The organism is Ruminococcus sp. OM04-4AA (assembly GCF_003462585.1).
GTDB classification, from domain to species: domain Bacteria; phylum Bacillota; class Clostridia; order Lachnospirales; family Lachnospiraceae; genus Mediterraneibacter; species Mediterraneibacter faecis.
In genome coordinates this window covers 59,968-75,181 of the sequence record NZ_QTZH01000010.1, presented here as the reverse complement: position 1 = coordinate 75,181, position 15,214 = coordinate 59,968, and the positions used below count along the sequence as shown (strand labels likewise).

General features: G+C 40.6%; 15 protein-coding genes and 1 pseudogene. 1 reads left to right on the top strand and 15 read right to left on the bottom strand.

Annotated features, from left to right (window positions below; translation table 11 throughout):
• Positions 1–65: 65 nt before the first annotated feature.
• The 15 genes and pseudogenes from DXB52_RS05145 to DXB52_RS05080 all read right to left on the bottom strand — a co-directional run bounded on the left by DXB52_RS05145 (position 66) and on the right by DXB52_RS05080 (position 13,845).
• Complete coding sequence (locus DXB52_RS05145; protein ID WP_118106675.1) at positions 66–485, bottom strand: single-stranded DNA-binding protein; 420 nt, start codon at positions 483–485, stop codon at positions 66–68.
• Positions 486–909: 424 nt separating this feature from the next.
• A complete protein-coding gene (locus DXB52_RS05140; protein WP_118106674.1) occupies positions 910–2,136 on the bottom strand; it encodes a ParB/RepB/Spo0J family partition protein in 1,227 nt (408 codons plus the stop codon).
• A gap of 12 nt (positions 2,137–2,148) precedes the next feature.
• The gene (locus DXB52_RS05135; RefSeq protein WP_118106673.1) at positions 2,149–2,859 is read right to left on the bottom strand and encodes a ParA family protein; all 711 of its coding nucleotides are present in this window, start codon (positions 2,857–2,859) and stop codon (positions 2,149–2,151) included.
• Between the two features lie 78 nt (positions 2,860–2,937).
• Positions 2,938–3,417: a molecular chaperone GrpE gene (locus DXB52_RS05130; RefSeq protein WP_118106672.1), complete on the bottom strand. Its 480-nt coding sequence runs from the start codon at positions 3,415–3,417 to the stop codon at positions 2,938–2,940.
• Between the two features lie 32 nt (positions 3,418–3,449).
• Positions 3,450–4,061, bottom strand: a complete 612-nt coding sequence (locus DXB52_RS05125; RefSeq protein WP_118106671.1) for a hypothetical protein — start codon at positions 4,059–4,061, stop codon at positions 3,450–3,452.
• A gap of 161 nt (positions 4,062–4,222) precedes the next feature.
• On the bottom strand, positions 4,223–4,828 hold the full coding sequence (locus DXB52_RS16135) for a helix-turn-helix domain-containing protein (protein WP_181989166.1): 606 nt from the start codon (positions 4,826–4,828) through the stop codon (positions 4,223–4,225).
• A 276-nt stretch (positions 4,829–5,104) separates the two neighbouring features.
• On the bottom strand, positions 5,105–5,365 hold the full coding sequence (locus DXB52_RS05115; protein ID WP_015529770.1) for an HPr family phosphocarrier protein: 261 nt from the start codon (positions 5,363–5,365) through the stop codon (positions 5,105–5,107).
• A 27-nt stretch (positions 5,366–5,392) separates the two neighbouring features.
• The gene (locus DXB52_RS05110; protein WP_237976302.1) at positions 5,393–5,722 is read right to left on the bottom strand and encodes a PTS sugar transporter subunit IIB; all 330 of its coding nucleotides are present in this window, start codon (positions 5,720–5,722) and stop codon (positions 5,393–5,395) included.
• A 138-nt stretch (positions 5,723–5,860) separates the two neighbouring features.
• Positions 5,861–7,783 (bottom strand): BglG family transcription antiterminator, encoded by a 1,923-nt coding sequence (locus DXB52_RS05105; RefSeq protein ID WP_118106670.1) that lies wholly within the window; start codon positions 7,781–7,783, stop codon positions 5,861–5,863.
• Between the two features lie 56 nt (positions 7,784–7,839).
• Complete coding sequence (gene spoIVA, locus DXB52_RS05100) at positions 7,840–9,312, bottom strand: stage IV sporulation protein A (RefSeq protein ID WP_055156651.1); 1,473 nt, start codon at positions 9,310–9,312, stop codon at positions 7,840–7,842.
• A gap of 85 nt (positions 9,313–9,397) precedes the next feature.
• Positions 9,398–10,410 (bottom strand): annotated as a pseudogene (locus tag DXB52_RS05095) (NAD(P)H-dependent glycerol-3-phosphate dehydrogenase).
• A 26-nt stretch (positions 10,411–10,436) separates the two neighbouring features.
• Positions 10,437–10,838, bottom strand: a complete 402-nt coding sequence (locus tag DXB52_RS16710) for a glycerol-3-phosphate acyltransferase (RefSeq protein ID WP_472519966.1) — start codon at positions 10,836–10,838, stop codon at positions 10,437–10,439.
• A complete protein-coding gene (locus DXB52_RS16705) occupies positions 10,838–11,086 on the bottom strand; it encodes a glycerol-3-phosphate acyltransferase (RefSeq protein ID WP_472519965.1) in 249 nt (82 codons plus the stop codon). The genes DXB52_RS16710 and DXB52_RS16705 overlap by 1 nt, the downstream gene beginning before the upstream one ends.
• A 1-nt stretch (position 11,087) precedes the next feature.
• Entirely contained in the window at positions 11,088–12,416 is a 1,329-nt protein-coding gene (gene der / locus DXB52_RS05085; RefSeq protein WP_055156655.1) for a ribosome biogenesis GTPase Der, read from the bottom strand.
• 49 nt (positions 12,417–12,465) lie between these two features.
• Complete coding sequence (locus DXB52_RS05080; RefSeq protein WP_117541786.1) at positions 12,466–13,845, bottom strand: DUF512 domain-containing protein; 1,380 nt, start codon at positions 13,843–13,845, stop codon at positions 12,466–12,468.
• Positions 13,846–14,165: 320 nt separating this feature from the next.
• Between DXB52_RS05080 and DXB52_RS05075 the strand changes: the two genes are divergently transcribed.
• Positions 14,166–15,167: an ABC transporter substrate-binding protein gene (locus tag DXB52_RS05075; protein WP_181989164.1), complete on the top strand. Its 1,002-nt coding sequence runs from the start codon at positions 14,166–14,168 to the stop codon at positions 15,165–15,167.
• The last annotated feature ends 47 nt before the right edge of the window (positions 15,168–15,214 follow it).

Genomic DNA, 15,214 nt, shown 5'->3' with positions numbered 1-15,214 from the left:
GCTGCAATTATAAAAAAAATCATTTAAAACTCCTTTTCATTTGTACCGAATTTCGGTACAAACAATTAATAAAATGGTAATTTTTCATCATATTCATCTGTAAGATTCATAAATCCATTATCAGCTGATGACTCTTCCACTGGATTAGAAATGTTTTTACTTTCAGATTTACTTTCTGCAAATTCCTGCTCTTCCACAATCACTACTGTCGTATATACTTTCACGCCATCTTTATTCGTATAGCTTCCTGTCTGGATATGTCCAGAAATAGAGATACGCATTCCCTGATGGAAATACTTCTCAGCAAATTCAGCGGAACGTCCAAATACAACACACGGAATGAAGTCCGCTGTCGGCTCGCCGTCTCTCTTGAATCTGCGGTCTACAGCAATTGTATATCTTGCAACTGCAGTTTCTTTTTCTCCGGTTGAATATCTTACTTCTGGATCTTTAGTTAATCTTCCTAATAAAACGACTTTATTCATACTGGCTCCTTCCCGTACCGAAATTCGGTACACATGTACAATTTGTGACAATGTTCATTTGATGGCAGAAATCAATCAAATTTCTGCCATCACCATCAACACAAGCATATATACGGCAATTGCATCGTATATATGCAGTCCACCTTGTGTCTTTGAGACCACGGACTTCGCCGATTCATGCAGCAATTCCGCAAGGTGGTATATTAGTTTAATCTTCATTATTACCATGATTATTCATGTTTTGGTTTACCGCCATTAACAATCTAATTCCAACAATTAATGCAGCTCCATCTAATCCAATCTGAATCACCAGACTCCAAAGTGCATCCGCAGATAATCTGCCAGATGTCTAAGGATAAACAATACAATAAATAACGCAAACTTTTTTATTAGTTGTTTCACTCTTCTGTTCATATTTTACTTCCTAACAAAATATTGGTATCATTTCCAGGTTTAGAATCGAATACCCTTTCTCAATTCCGGAATCCTGCTTATTAATATAAGTAATCGTGAACTCGATTGATTCTGTTTCAGATCCATCAGAAGCAATCGCATAAATATCTACCAGCTCTGCTTCTTGATAGGTATCGTCTTTTACAAGAATGCATCTCTGTTGTCCGGAAAGGAGTCTGTCATATGTCTCATATGAAACTTGCAATTCTCTTTTTTCAAAATACAGTTTTTTCTTTTCTTTTTTTGCCTGAACTTCTACTTGATAAGCTGGTATTACTTTTTCAATCAGTTTTACAAAACGATTCCATGTAATCTCTTTTCCATTAATCGTAATTGTTTTTGGAGTACAAGAAATGTTTATTGTATCCGAAGTTTGTCCCAAGTGTGATTTTCCATATCGTTCGATTAATTTCTTACATGTTTCTTTCCGATCCGGGCAATCTATTTCCCGTATATCAAGTTCGTCATAAGCTGTAAGGATTTCGTTTGAAGTCGGCTCAAGAACTTCTTTTTTATATGCTTTTAGTTCTTTATCTGTTTTTCGCCCCTGTGATAATGCCTGATCCTGGTCTTCTTCCGGCATACTTGCCAATGTTACCGCTGCTGACTTATCAATTTTTCCTTTTTGAAATTCATCCATTGCTGTATCCCCCAAATTTTTGGAGATTGTCAAATATTCACCTACCGTAGATTTACTGAGATTGTATTTTTTTGCAAGACGATCTACCATTCGACCACCTTGAATTTCCGGAAATTCCTCCGGATAATTATTAATTAAATACTGCATTCGTTCCAATTTGTGCATAATCTCATAAGGTGTTTCCTCATGATGGCAATTACTGCTATAGATCTGGAATTCTGCCTGAATATCACTAATATTCTGTTCAAAACAAGGCAAGAATTCAAACTCCTTTTTTCCTCGTTCTTCAACCAGTAATTTACATGCAGCATGTCTTTTATGTCCTGCAATAATCTTGTACTCATCCGCATCTAATTTTTTTACCAGTAAATCCTGCAGAACCATTCCGTCTGCTTCAATAATATCTGCCAACCCCTCAATCTCTTCTTTATCTTTTGCATCACAATATTGTTTATCATTTCTAACAAGCTTTGTGTAATGAATCCATTTCGTAATCCTTTTAGGATGTACCGACTTTTTTACTTCTTCTTTTGAAAACACATTTGATATCTTAGCCATGATTCTTTCCCCCTATGCTTCTATCAATTCTTTTGCCAGTTCCAGGTAATCTCGTGCCACAGAACTATTTTTTCGATGTTTTAACACAGGTTTGTAGAGATTCAATGCATTGTCTACAACTGCTGAACGGCTCACACAGGTTTCCATAATCGGATAGTCATGTTTTCCAATTAGATCAGCCATTGTCTCCCTTTGCGCTTTTCCATTCGCAACCATATTAGCAAAGATCTTCCATTCCATATTTTCATCTGCATATTCGTTTACGAAACGTTCAACCAATGCCAAATTATCTCTACAGTAATTATCAAACTTAATTGGCGTCAGCATAATATCGGAAACGTGAAAAGCATTTCTTGTCAGACTGTCAAAGACTGGTCGTGTATCTATTACACAATAATCATATTCTTTCTTTAATTTTCCGAATGCAGTCTGTAACTGATATTCTCCTTGGCAATTTTCTTCTGCTGAACCACGCATAATATCAATTTCTTTATATTTTGTGCGGTAAATACTATGATTAATTACTTCGGGATTCATGAGCACATCCTGTACTGTTTGTCCAGTATAATTCACTTTCGCAAAGAATTTTGTACTATTACACTGTGGATCTAAGTCAATTAACAGTACTTTTTTTCCCAATGACATCAAGCTGTATGCCAAATTAATTGATGTCGTTGTTTTTCCTACACCGCCTTTAAGATTTGCAATTGCTATTGTTTTCATTTTAAGCTCCTTTTCCGTACCGAAATTCGGTACATGTTATGTGTTGTGTTGATTGGTTTTATGAATTACTTCATAATTTTATTTTGTCATTATTTTTTGTCTTCTTTTATTTATGATTAAAAAAAGATTTCTGTCTGTTACCCATTTCTTAATACGTTCGATTTCTTCATCCATATTTGGCTCATTCTCTGGTTTCCAGTCCTCTCTCATGCTTTTCAGTTCTTCTTCCCAGTCCGCTATATCATCATCAAGATAGCTCGCTTCTTCCTCGTCTGCTTCTTCTGGGTGTTCTTCCAGATACTTCTTTTCTTCCTTAGCGGTTTCGATATTGTCCATTGCGTTCAGATAGTCCTCTGGGTCATATCCCCAACAAAGGAGATGATTCAGAAGTGTAGGCTTTGGGATCATTCCAAACCAACAACGCTCAAACCACTGGTCGGCATAATCTCTTTCATCACTTCCGTTGGAGTAAGTACCGCCCACCAAATCTCCGGCAAAATTCTCTATCAGCTCTCCGATTGTTTCAATTTCTTCCTGCTGTTCTTCCTGACACCTCATATTTTTTCCTCTCTTTCATCTCGCCTATTTCTCTATGCTTTAAAAAGATCATTTAATGACATCTGCTCATACTGATATTCTTGTTCGACTTTTCTTTTCCCTTTTTTCCCACAAGCATTCTCTTTCTGAATGCAAATAATTTGCGCATTACTCAGATCACTCTCATACAACTTTTGTATATCTCTGATAGCCTGCTTACGTTTACCCTCGAATATTCGATGATTTAATCCCATATCTTGCTCTACTGATTTATACAATTCACCTTTCACATACAGTCGATCTATAATATCATGTTCCTCCCCGATCAATGTTTGAAAGCATAGATATAATCTGTGAATTCCTTCAGCATGTATAGTAAGAACATACATTTCAGCAGCTAATTGTTCTTCCTGTTCATTTACAAGCTTTTGGTATCTAAGGTATACATCTGCAAGATCTTTATGTGTTCCTCTTCCTCCACCTTCCTGGGACAAATCTATCTTTGGATAAGATGCAATTTCTATCGTTTGCTGTTGTACTTCATCTAATTTTTCCCGAATCTCAAGCACTTGTTTGTGTATCTGCTGGGTTAGTTCACTATGATGCCGAAGTACATCTTTAATTTTTTTACTATCCATTTTAAGATATCTTCCTTCTCCTGACATCTGAACCCTCCCTTCTACAATGTGCCGAATTTCGGCACATTGATTTATTTTTCACCACTTGACAAATATTACAAAATCGATATAATAAAAATGTACAAGGAATTTTTCAAAAGCTAGGAACAATTCCTTAAAGAACACGCTTTGGTCGGGGTGTTCTTTTTTTATTTCTTTTTTACAACCTCTTGATATATCTCGTCATAATATTTTTCAACTCGTTCAATCGGAAATCCCGTTGCTATTTTTATATCAATGATGTCAGCCTTGGGATCTAATTTCAAACAAGCCCGAATAATTTTTTTATATTCTTTCTCGTTTTTTTCTATCCGGGTTGCCACTGCAGTTCTGGCTGCCATTTTTTGTCTCTCCTTCGCTTTTTGTATATCTTTCTGTGCTTCGTCCGCAGAATAGTCTCCTATGCATCTCTCCATTTCTCTTGTAATAGAACGGGTACATTTTTCAAAATATGCTGCCATTTCCGGAATAGATTTTCCTGCTTTGATCATTTGTTCCAGTTCAACTCTATCACTATAAGTGAAATGTTTCCCTTTTGGAGTTATTGTGATATCGTACTTATCCTTTTTCTTACTATCTACATCTGCCTGGGCTTTGTCAGCAGTGTAATCCTTAGGGCATCTATGTAACTCTCGATAGACTGTACTATAGTTTTTCCCAAGAGCATTCGCAATCTTCGGTGTGCTCATTCCAGATTTGTACATTTTTTCTATAATTTTTCTATCGTCATATGTTAAATATTTGAATTTTCCCATAACCCAAATACCTCCTTTCCTCTCAACCATGGGGCTTTTGCTAAAAATAAGTGCATAGGGAACTTTTTATCTGTTCCTTATGCACTTAGTATATAATTTACGAATGTGCCTCGCACATTCTTGCGCCTGCGGCGGTCGCTTGCGACGCCTACATTATCAATAAAAACAAAAAGATGTCCTGACAGATCTTTCTTCCGGAGGGCTAATCCTTATTATCGATCTGTTAAAACATCTTTCCTTAACTAGAAATTAAATGAATATATGTATGACTTTCTCTTACAGGTTTGCTTTGAAGAACTCTTCCATCTTAGCTGCTGCAGCTTCTTCGTTCTCACCTTCAACTGTTACTTCAACTTCCATACCTTTTTTGATACCCATAGCCATGATAGCCATCAGTCTTGTAGCGTCAGCTGTTTTTCCGTTTCCAGCGATTGTAACCTTAACTCCCTCAAGAGCTTTTGCTTCTTTTGCAAGCATTCCTGCCGGTCTTGCGTGGATTCCTTCGTTGTCCTGTACTACATAAGTAAATTTTGCCATGATACATTCTCCTATCTTTAATTTATTTTATTTATCACCTATTTGTCCAGACAGGTCTGGAAATGCCTGCTCCAGTACAGCCTTCGCATCCATTGCTCCGAAACGCTCCGGATCAATCCTGTCTATGCGGATGCCTTTGGACTCATACTGTTCTTTCAGGCTTTCGAACCGATGTCCCAGCTGCGGACCAAGCAGCAGAACATCTGTCTGACCTGTGTAACCCTGAAATGCACGTTCCGACATCGCTGTGACTGCAATCTCAAGATTCTCATTCTGAATCAGCCGTTTCATCTTATTCACTAAGAGGCTCGTTGAAATACCTGCCATACAGATCAATGTTAGATGTCTCATCGTCATTTCCTTTCCTGTCCCTCGACTGACCTTAATTTAACATATATTTTTAAAAAGCTCCACTCAAAAAATGACCACAATCAATGTGGTCACTTTTGAATCACTGAACATATAATCACATTCATCAAGAAGATTAAATACATTTTATTCTTCTGCTCTGCGCAATAACTGGATCAACCTGTCATAATCCGGATGACGAATCAGATTCTGCACATCTGCCGGACGAAGGATCAGATCTGTCGTTGCCTCATAGAACTGCTGCAGATTCTCATCCTCTTCCCTTCCGATCGCCGTCAAAAATACGACCTGCACTTTCTGCCGGAACCAGAATATCGGTTCTTTCAGAACTGCCACTGCAACAAAAGCACGCTCCTGGAAGGCACGCTCCGGGTGTGGAAGTGCCACCAGATTACCATAATCTGTTGGTGTAAGTTCCTCTCTCTTCAAAACAGATGCAGTGAATGTCTCCGGAAGTCCCTTCTCCTGCTCAACCTTCCGGCACAGGTTCTTCAGAACCTCATCCTTCGTCTTTCCTTCCACATCCGTAAAAAATAATTCCTTCTTAAAATATTTCTGCAAAAAATCCTTACTCTCTCTTGCAAAAAGCTTTCTCACCCTGTCAATGTCATTGTCCTGCAGAAAGGAACCAATCTCCAAAATCGGTACCGGTACATAAGAAGAGATATGTACCGTTGTAAATACATAATCCACTTTTTCAAACGGAAAGTTCTCCAGTTCATAAAGATTACATACATAAATCTTTTCAATATACTCTTTAAATTCTCTGCTGTACTTATATCTGAGAATTTCTGAACTCGTCTTCCCAGATGCACATACGATCAGAATCGAAAACTTCTTCTGTTCATTCTCCTGCTGCTCCAAAGCCAGTTCAAGAACCTCTGCGAGTCCGGCAATCTCATCTTCTGAAATCGACTGCTGAAAATATTCCCCCAGTGCAATTGCCGCCTGGGACGCCATCGTATAAGAAAGCACATAATTCTTACGGATCTCTTCCAGCATCGGGTTTCGCAGGATCATATGATATTTCATACGAAGGACAAACGGAACCATATGTCGGTTCAGCTCCATACGCAGATGAAAATCATTCCTGAAATCAACATGGAATTCCCTGTAGATCATCTCCAGCATCTCAGTAATAAGACGGTCGATCTCGCTTTGCATCACGAAATTTTCCTGTTCTGTCTCACTGTCGATATAAACCTTCCCCACAAGCTGCAGTGTCAGATAATTCTTCTCATCCTGAGAAAAACGAACCTGATAATGCGCTCCCACCTGTTCTGTCAATTCTTCCACAAACTGCTTCTCTTTTCTTCCAAGCATATCCGCTGCCTGCGGTTCAACATATTTCTCCTGACGAATCCTTCGCATCGCCACATAAATATGTTCCACAAAGTCATTGTAAGCAATCTCAGAAAGTTCGATTTCATATTTCTTCAGACACTGATAGACCATTTTCCCCAGCGTCTCGATCTCATCCGTCTGATGCCGTCTTCCGATTCCTTCCAGACTATCCTGCTTTACAAAGACATCCACCATACACTGACGCAGATTAAATTCACTGCCTTCCACACGGATACCATATCCCGGCTTCTTATGAACTGTAATACCATACTTCTGATAAGTTTCCTCAACCTGCCGGAGTGTATTCGTCAGCGTCCCCTTAGAAATATAAAGGAAATCACACAACTCCTCTGACTTGATATATTCCGTTCTGTTCAGAAGATATGCAAGGAGAAAATGTACTCTCTCCTGATTGTTCGACGGAATCACCGGATCTTCATTCTCCTTCGGATTCAGCAGTCCTTCGATACCTTCCGGCTGTCTTGGATCCAAATAATATCCGTACCTGGACTTTGATAAAATCTGGATTCCTTTCTTCTCAAGCTCCGGATTCAGTTCCTTGATCCTGACTCTTACCGTCTTCACGCCAATTCCAAGCTGACCGGCCAGTTCACTCGCAGTCACATGTTCTGTTTTACACAATAATTCAAGAATCTTTCTCTGTTGGTGATTCAGCAACACTGAATTCCTCGCTTTCTTTTGCATATTTTACTTACTGTTTATCTTATCATATTTTCCTGTAAAAAAAAAGCTCACGATCACTATATAATAATGCAGACCAGACCACCATTGCTGTCGTTTACGATCTTCTGCATAGAATCCTGCAGTTTTACCTGACTTTCTTCGTTGATCAGCGTAATCTTATTACGCATACCATCCATCACAAGATCTTCAATTGATTTGCCGAAAATATTTGTTCCCCAGACGCCTTGTGGACCTTCGCTCTCTTTTTTAATATATGCAACAAGGTCTTCTGCCTGTTTCTCACTTCCCACGATCGGTGCGATCTCCGTTTCTATATTCGCACGAATCATATGGATCGATGGTGCCTCGGAACGGATCTTTACTCCATACCTGCTTCCCTGCTTGATGATTACCGGCTCATCCAGATGAATCTCTTCTTTCTTCGGGCTGACTACTCCATAGCCTTTCATCTTCACATCCGCAAATGCATCCTTGATCTGACTGAATTCTTCTTTTATAGAAGAAAGCTCTTTCATCAGAGAAATCAATTCATACTCACTGCGGATCTGAGTTCCTGTCAACTCACTCAACACTTCATAATAATACTTCTGGCAGAAAGAAATCCGCAATATAACCTTCCCTGTGTCCATCTCTACCTGATCCAACAGGATCTGGTCTATGTATGGACTTTCTGTCTTCCAGTCTTTTCCGGAGACACTTCGCAGATCCGACATCTGAGCCATAATTTTCTTCACATTCTCAATCAGATCTTTCTTAATTCTATGATCACGTGACAACATTTCTACCCATTTCGGAATATAAAATTCTATTTCCGTGACAGGAAATTCATACAGTACCTGGCGCATCATTTCATAAATATCGTCTTCCTTGAGCTGTTCACAATTCACCGGATAAACAGGTGCTGCATATTTCTCCTCAAGAGCTGATTTCAGACGTTCTGTCTCTTTCGAATACGGTTTCTGGCAATTTAATAAAATAAGAAATGGCTTCCCAATCTGTCGAAGTTCTTTCACTGTCCGCTCTTCTGCTGCCACATAGTTTTCTCTTGGCAGATCTGTCACACTTCCATCTGTAGTCACAACAAATCCAATCGTCGCATGATCGTGTATCACCTTTTGTGTTCCAATCTCGGCTGCCTTTGTAAATGGTATCTCATAGTCATACCATGGCGTCTTCACCTGACGTTCCTGCCCATTCTCGGTATGGCCATTCGCCCCATCCACCATGAACCCAACACAGTCTGCCAGCCGGATCTTCACCTCTATGTCATCTGAAAGCTTTACATCCGCTGCTTCTTTTGGAACAAACTTCGGCTCTGTTGTCATGATCGTAGTTCCCGATGCTGCCTGAGGAAGTTCATCTTGTGTCCGCTGCTTTACATGCTCTTCCTTAAGATTCGGCAAAATCAAAAGCTCCGCAAAACGCCTGATGAACGTTGACTTGCCTGTCCGAACCGGCCCCACAACTCCGATGTAGATTTCTCCGTTTGTTCGTGCTTTCATATCTTTGTATACCTGAAATGAATCCATAAAAATACCCCCTTGTTCTGCTGATACCAATGTATGCAGCCAGACAAAGGGGTATGACTTTTAATTTTATATTCGTTTCGTTCTCTTATTCTTCCCAGAGAAGAGAAGAGTTCTCAATCTTAGACTCGCGAAGCATCAAATCATCTACTGCCTGTTTTGGATCCTTTCCTTCAAAAAGGACCTTGTTGATCTCATCTACGATCGGCATTGGCACTTCATATTTCTGTGCAAGCTTTGCAGCTGCTTTCGCAGAATAGACCCCTTCAACAACCATGTTACTTCCTTCATAGCCTCTTCCATAGACTTGCCCTGTCCCATCAAGTAACCGGCTTTACGATTACGGCTATGAACACTGGCACAAGTAACGATCAGATCACCGATTCCGGTAAGTCCACAAAAGCTCTCGAACTTGCCGCCCATCTTCACGCCAAGTCTTCCGATCTCAACAATACCACGTGTAATCAGAGCAGCCTTTGTATTATCTCCATAGCCGAGACCATCTGCAATTCCTGCCGCAAGTGCGATGACATTCTTAAGAGAACCTCCAAGCTCGATTCCAAGCATGTCAGGACTTGTATACACACGGAATACTTTACTGTTAAATGCAGACTGCAAGTACTCTGCTGTCTTTTTTGTCTTTGCACCGATCACGCAGGATGTTGGAAGCTTTCTTCCTACTTCTTCTGCATGTGTCGGTCCACTGAGCACTGCTACGTCCGCCTGCGGAATCTCCTGGCTGATCTGCTGAGACAGCGTCATCAGTGTATCTTCCTCGATTCCCTTCGCTACATCAACGATTATCTGCCCATCAACAACATACGGCTTCATCTTTGCCGCTGTACTCCTTGTAAAGATAGATGGAACTGCAAGAACTAAGAAATCTTTTCCTTTAATAGCCTCTTCCATCTCATTTGTGATCATAATCTCTTCTGAAATATGAACACCCGGAAGTTTTGATACATGCTCCCGCTTCTCGCTCAACATCTCCACTTCTTTCGGATCGATCGACCAGACAGTTACATCATGTCCATTATCATGAAGAAGGATTGCCAGAGCTGTTCCCCAGCTTCCTGCCCCAAGAACTCCTACTTTTGCCATATCATCTCTCCTTTTCTTCGCTTCTTTTATTTCTTTGAACCGAATTTATTCTCTGTTCCATTCAACAGACGTTTAATATTGGCGCGGTGTCTGTACCATGCAAGTGCTGTAAGTAAGAACGTGATCACATATAACTCATATACCGCACCCTTCGCCATATCAAACCATCCAAGCTGTCCGAAGATCACCATCTGGATAAAAAACACTGCATAAGCAAGCAATGAACCAAGGGAAACATATCTTGTCACAAGCACCGGCACAAGAAAGAATGCCAGTGTGACAAAAAACAGGATGGAACTGTACGGCAGATGCCAGAAACAGTTGCTTACCACAAGTGCTGCCATAACAGCGATTCCCTTCCCACCTTTAAAATTCATATAAAATGGGAAGTTATGTCCCAAAGTAACTCCTACTCCTGCATACATCATCAGAAGCGGAAGAATATTACTTCATGGTATATCGCACGGACAATGAGAACTGCTGCAAAACACTTCAATACATCTCCCGCGAAAGTCATAAGTCCTGCTTTCAATCCCATAACACGCAGTGCATTCGTCGAACCGGAATTTCCGCTTCCTGCTTTTCTTATATCAATATGATGCATCTTTCCAACCAGATAACCACTCTGCAGAAGCCCGCAGGCATATCCGATCACCAGACAGATAATACGTTCCATTCTACTGATCCTTTTCCTTTCTCTCACGGATGAAGAACTTCAGTGAAGTTCCTCTGAAGCCAAATGCCTCTCGGATCTTATTCTCAAGATATCTTGTATAGGAGAAATGCATCAGCTCCTTGTCATTTACAAAGATAACAAATGTCGGTGGCTTAACAGCAACCTGTGTAATATAGTAGAGTTTTAATCTCTTACCTTTATCTGACGGTGGCTGTTGCATAGCAACTGCCTCTGTCATGATCTCGTTGAGAACTCCTGTCGCAATACGAAGTGTCTGGTTCTCAATGACCATATCGATCATATCATACAGTTTCGGAAGTCTCTGTCCTGTCAGTGCAGATACATACATAATCTCTGCATATGGCATATAAGAAAGTACCTGACGGATTTTTCCTTCATATTCTTTCATTGTCTTATCATTCTTCTCAATGGCATCCCATTTATTAACGACAATGATAACTCCCTTGCCTCTTTCATGAGCGATTCCGGCAATCTTCGCATCCTGTTCTGTGACACCTTCTGTCGCATCAATCACCATAAGGACAACATCGGCACGCTCTACTGCACTTACAGTACGGATGATACTGTAACGTTCCAGCTCTTCCTTAATCTTATTCTTTCTACGAAGACCTGCTGTGTCGATAAAAATATATTCCTTTCCGTCATGCACGATCTCTGTATCAATCGCATCTCTTGTTGTACCTGCGATATTGGATACAATTACGCGGTTCTCACCAAGCAGACGGTTTACGATAGAGGATTTACCAACATTTGGTTTACCTACGATTGCGATACGCGGACGATCATCATCCTCTTCTGATGGATCCCACTCCGGGAAATGTGCGGTAACCGCATCAAGCATATCTCCAAGACCAAGTCTGGATGCTGCTGAGATCGGCACCGGATCTCCGATTCCGAGATTGTAGAATTCATAGACATCAGCCATATATTTATCAAAATTGTCAACCTTGTTTACAACAAGGACAACCGGCTTACCGGAGCGACGAAGCATATCAGCAACCTTAGAATCTGAATCTACAAGTCCCTGCTTTACATCTGTGATAAAGATAATAACGTCTGCTGTATCAATGGCGATCTGAGCCTGCTCTCTCATCTGGGAGAGGATGATATCACTGCTGTCCGGCTCAATACCACCTGTATCAATCAGTGTGAAGTCTCTGTCAAGCCAGTCAACATCCGCATAAATTCTGTCTCTTGTAACACCCGGTGTATCCTTAACGATAGAGATCATCTCTCCTGCAAGGACATTGAAAAGTGTTGATTTACCCACATTCGGGCGCCCTACAATGGCAACTACTGGTTTACTCATTCTATTCTTACCTTCCTGTTTTCTCTTATTTTCTCTTAAATAGTTTCTCTTAAGCCGTAGTGATCCTACGGTCTTTCATCTGATTGTCATCTATATCTGTGGGATTCGAACCTGCGACACCTAAAATAGCATCAATCAGATCCTGTCCGCTTGATTTTACAATATCTATAGGAACTTGTAAAGTATCTGATACTTCTTTCAATGTGTAGTCATCAAGGAAAATATCCTCATCCATCTTCAACATATTACATGGAATCAGAAGTCTGCTTCCAAGCGGCTGATCTTTTAGCTGTTTCATCAGATCCTGCCCTGTGATCAATCCGGAAACTGTGATACGCTCTCCGAAGAAATCATTCCGAATGCAATACGTATGAACTTTAAGACCCTTGTACTTCTCTTCCATTTTCTTCGCCATTCGCTCAAGATATGGGTATGCAAGCTTAGCTGTTGCAAGCGAGATCTCTTCCTGATGTACACCATCTTCCAGCTTCGCATAACCTTCCTCAAACTCATTAAACAAGAGACGAAGCATCCCGACTCCATTCTCCAGCTGAAGATATCCGTCATAACGTTCCTCTTCCGGAACTTCTTCCTCTGCCAGAAGATACCACTCGTCTCCTGCATGAATGAAATGAATTCCGTATTCTGCGTAGACTTTCTTCTGCCACTTCTCAATCGTACGAATGACTTCCTTTGCCTCTTCCTTTGTAAATGGCTCCAATGGATACAATCCATCTCGATACTTCGAAAGTCCAACCGGCACAACTGACACACTGCGTAAAAGCGGCAGATATTGTGTCAGGTCACGGATACTGCGTTCCAACTCTTCTCCGTCATTCACTCCGCGGCAGAGAACGATCTGTCCGTTCATCTCAATGCCGCCCTGATACAGGATATCCACTTTCTTCAAAGCCTCCCCTGCAAAACGGTTATGAAGCATCTTACAACGAAGCTCCGGATTCGTTGTCTGGAATGAAATATTGATCGGTTCCAAACGGTAACGGACGATACGGTTCATATCTTTCTCGCTCATATTCGTCAATGTAACATAATTTCCCTGAAGGAATGACAGTCTGGAATCATCATCTTTAAAATACAGCGTATCACGCATCCCCGGCGGCATCTGATCGATAAAGCAGAAAATACATTTATTATGACAGGAATGATACTCATCCATCAGTCCCTTACCGAAATCAATTCCCAGATCCTCGTCAACATCTTTCTCGATCTCAAGCTCCCATTCTTCCCCGTTCGCTTTTCGGATCACAACAAGCAGCTCCTCAGATTCCACATAAAACTGATAGTCAAAAATGTCCTCGATCACCTGACCGTCAATCTCCAGCAGAATATCTCCCGGTTCAATCCCCAGCTCTTCTGCGATACTTCCCGGCCGCACACTTTGTATAATGTGTTCGTGCTTTTTCTTCATCTATAAAAATAAACTCCTTTATTCAATTCCATAAAAATCCTTCTGTTAATTTCTTTGCAGCAAAAATCCCCATATTATAGAAGAAAGACTTTCATGATTCTTAATTTTACACCATATCTTATAATATCACAATTTTCCAAACGAATAAAGCATTGTTTTTTGCAACATTTTTTCAATAATCTTGCATTTTTGTTCCATTTTCACTTGACGTATCAAATAATCGTGCTATAATTTAACACATGACATCTTGTAGTTTAGCGCTTTAAAGCGTAACGGTTTAAAGCATAGATTGCATGAATCGAAAAAGGGAGGACACAATCATGAAATCTAAGAAAATTTTAGCAGTACTTATGGCTGCCGGAATGACACTTTCACTTGCAGCATGCGGAAGTTCATCCGACTCTACAGATAAGAGCGCAGACAACGGATCCGATTCAGGAAAGAATTATAAGATCGGTATCTTACAACAGTTAGAGCATGCTGCTCTTGACGAAGCAACAAAAGGATTTGAAGATGCCTGTACAGAAAAGTTCGGAGAAGGCAATGTCAAATTCGACCTTCAGAACGGCCAGGGCGAGCAGGCTAACTGTGCTACAATCGCAAATAACTTCGTAGCGGATAATGTGGATCTGATTCTTGCAAATGCAACAACAGCACTCCAGTGTGCAAGCGCAGCAACAAGTGATATCCCAATTCTCGGAACATCTGTTACAGACTACGCTACAGCACTTGATATCTCTGACTGGACAGGAACAACAGGCATGAACATTTCCGGAACAAGCGATCTTGCACCGATTGATGAGCAGGAGGCAATGCTCAAAGAACTCCTTCCTGATGCTAAAACAGTCGGACTTCTCTACTGTTCCGCTGAACCAAACTCAGCATATCAGGCAAAGCTTTTCGCTGAAGCATTAGAGAAAGATGGAATCGCATACAAAGAGTACACAGCTGCTGATTCTAATGAGATTCAGTCTGTTGTAACAAATGCAGTTTCCGAATGTGATGCACTTTACATTCCTACAGATAACACAATGGCTTCAAACACAGAAATCATCAATAACATCTGTCTGCCGGCTAAGGTTCCTGTAATCGCCGGTGAGCAGGGAATCTGTGAAGGATGTGGTATTGCAACACTTTCTATCAGCTACTACGATATCGGATACAAAGCCGGTGAGATGGCTTACGACATTCTTGTAAACGGTGCTGACATTACTACAATGAAGATTGAAAGTGCCCCGAATGTAACAAAGATGTACAATCCTGCCATCTGTGAGGAACTTGGAATTACTATTCCAGACGGATATGAAGCAATCGAAGAATAAGATTCTTCCATTCAACCGGAACATATTAATCAGAAGATATTAAACAG

What these genes read in the sequence shown, in the direction of transcription:
- spoIVA (WP_055156651.1), bottom strand. Translation starts at nt 9,312, where the DNA reads ATGGATTCATTTCAGGTATACAAAGATATGAAAGCACGAACAAACGGA.
- DXB52_RS16135 (WP_181989166.1), bottom strand. Translation starts at nt 4,828, where the DNA reads ATGGGAAAATTCAAATATTTAACATATGACGATAGAAAAATTATAGAA.
- DXB52_RS05145 (WP_118106675.1), bottom strand. Translation starts at nt 485, where the DNA reads ATGAATAAAGTCGTTTTATTAGGAAGATTAACTAAAGATCCAGAAGTA.
- DXB52_RS16705 (WP_472519965.1), bottom strand. Translation starts at nt 11,086, where the DNA reads ATGGAACGTATTATCTGTCTGGTGATCGGATATGCCTGCGGGCTTCTG.
- der (WP_055156655.1), bottom strand. Translation starts at nt 12,416, where the DNA reads ATGAGTAAACCAGTAGTTGCCATTGTAGGGCGCCCGAATGTGGGTAAA.
- DXB52_RS05110 (WP_237976302.1), bottom strand. Translation starts at nt 5,722, where the DNA reads ATGACGATGAGACATCTAACATTGATCTGTATGGCAGGTATTTCAACG.
- DXB52_RS16710 (WP_472519966.1), bottom strand. Translation starts at nt 10,838, where the DNA reads ATGATGTATGCAGGAGTAGGAGTTACTTTGGGACATAACTTCCCATTT.
- DXB52_RS05125 (WP_118106671.1), bottom strand. Translation starts at nt 4,061, where the DNA reads ATGTCAGGAGAAGGAAGATATCTTAAAATGGATAGTAAAAAAATTAAA.
- DXB52_RS05080 (WP_117541786.1), bottom strand. Translation starts at nt 13,845, where the DNA reads ATGAAGAAAAAGCACGAACACATTATACAAAGTGTGCGGCCGGGAAGT.
- DXB52_RS05105 (WP_118106670.1), bottom strand. Translation starts at nt 7,783, where the DNA reads ATGCAAAAGAAAGCGAGGAATTCAGTGTTGCTGAATCACCAACAGAGA.
- DXB52_RS05140 (WP_118106674.1), bottom strand. Translation starts at nt 2,136, where the DNA reads ATGGCTAAGATATCAAATGTGTTTTCAAAAGAAGAAGTAAAAAAGTCG.
- DXB52_RS05075 (WP_181989164.1), top strand. Translation starts at nt 14,166, where the DNA reads ATGAAATCTAAGAAAATTTTAGCAGTACTTATGGCTGCCGGAATGACA.
- DXB52_RS05115 (WP_015529770.1), bottom strand. Translation starts at nt 5,365, where the DNA reads ATGGCAAAATTTACTTATGTAGTACAGGACAACGAAGGAATCCACGCA.
- DXB52_RS05130 (WP_118106672.1), bottom strand. Translation starts at nt 3,417, where the DNA reads ATGAGGTGTCAGGAAGAACAGCAGGAAGAAATTGAAACAATCGGAGAG.
- DXB52_RS05135 (WP_118106673.1), bottom strand. Translation starts at nt 2,859, where the DNA reads ATGAAAACAATAGCAATTGCAAATCTTAAAGGCGGTGTAGGAAAAACA.